The sequence below is a fragment of the Sulfitobacter sp. HI0129 genome, from assembly GCF_001635395.1.
In the GTDB taxonomy this organism is placed as follows: Bacteria; Pseudomonadota; Alphaproteobacteria; order Rhodobacterales; family Rhodobacteraceae; genus Sulfitobacter.
The window spans coordinates 1-1,505 of the sequence record NZ_LWGH01000881.1; the positions used below are offsets into that span (position 1 = coordinate 1).

Annotated in this window: 1 protein-coding gene; it reads right to left on the minus strand. The window is 65.4% G+C overall.

All coding sequences use genetic code 11. From position 1 onward, the window contains the following. Positions 1-1,505 (minus strand): FAD-binding dehydrogenase (locus A3764_RS20565; protein WP_067952042.1); only part of this gene is annotated, 1,505 nt, incomplete at both ends.

Genomic DNA, 1,505 nt, shown 5'->3' on the forward strand with positions numbered 1-1,505 from the left:
CACCCCCCGAGGAAGGTCCCTTCGAGCGCGTTGTACCCGTGATAGCCGCCACCGCCAAAGCCGCATACTTCACCCGCAGCGTAAAGCCCGTCGAAGACTGCCCCGTCGGGGGTGAGCACCCTGCCCTGAATGTCCGTATGCAGCCCGCCCAGCGATTTGCGGGTCAGTATGTTGAGCCGCACCGCAATGAGCGGCCCGTTGGCCGGATCGAGAATCGCATGGGGTTTGGCGGTGCGGATCAGTTTGTCCCCCCGATAGGCGCGGGCGCCGCGTATGGCGGTGATCTGCGCGTCTTTGGCGAACGGATTGGTAAGCTGCCCGTCCCGCGCCGCGATCTGCGCCTTGATATGCGCAGGATCGACAGGGGCGTCGGGGGTCAGCGCGTTCATGCGGGTGATAAGGCTGTCGATGTCATCCGCTACGATGAAATCGGCGCCCTTCTGCTTGAAGGCTTCGACCGCGGGGGTCGCGCCCTTGCCAAGGCGGGTCTTCAACACCTCGCTCCACTTTCCGGAAGTGAAATCGGGGTTCTGTTCCGACCCTGAAAGCGCGAATTCTTTCTCGATGATCTTTTGCGTCAGGATGAACCAGCTGTGTTCCCCCACGGACAGGATGCGGCGCAGCGTCGACAGCGTGTCAAAGCCCGGCAGGCAAGGCGCCTCCATCCGGTCGCCCTTTGCATCGAACCAGAGCGAGGAGGGCCCCGGCAGGATGCGGATACCGTGGTTCGGCCAGATCGGGTCCCAGTTCTGCACGCCTTCGCAATAGTGCCACATGCGGTCTTCGTTGATCAGGTCGGCCCCCGCCGCGCGCGCGATTTCGTGCATCTGCCCGTCAACGTAATCGGGCACGCCCGCGACCATGGTTTTCGGCGGCTGGCCCAGACGGTCCGTCGGCCAGTGTCGGCGCACCATGTCATGGTTCCCCCCGATCCCCCCCGTGGTGAGGATCACCGAATCCGCCGCATAGCTGAAATCGCCGGTCACCTCGCGCGACGTGCTTTCCCCCCGGGGCTTGGTTGTATCGGCAAGCACCTCGCCGGAGAGGCCGGTCACCCGACCATCCGTCACGTCGAGCGCGGTGACCCGGTGGCGGAAGGCAAGCGTCAGATGCCCCGCCGCCGCATGTTCCGTCATCAGCTTGGCAAAGGGCGCGACGACCCCGGTGCCGGTGCCCCATGTGATGTGAAACCGGGGCACCGAATTGCCGTGCCCATGCGCCTGTGCGCCCCCCCGCTCGGCCCAGCCGACAACCGGGAACCACGTCAGCCCGATGCGGGAAAGCCAGTCCCGCATGTCGCCCGCTGCCCATTCGACGAAGCGTTCGGCATAGGCGCGCGGGTTCGCATCTTCCGCCCGGTCGAACTGCGCCGATCCCATCCAGTCTGCCAGCGCAAGCTCGGCACTGTCCTTGATGCCCATGCGGCGCTGTTCGGGCGTATCCACCATGAAAAGACCGCCCAACGACCAATAGGCCTGCCCCCCAAGGCTCTGCGGCCCTTCCTG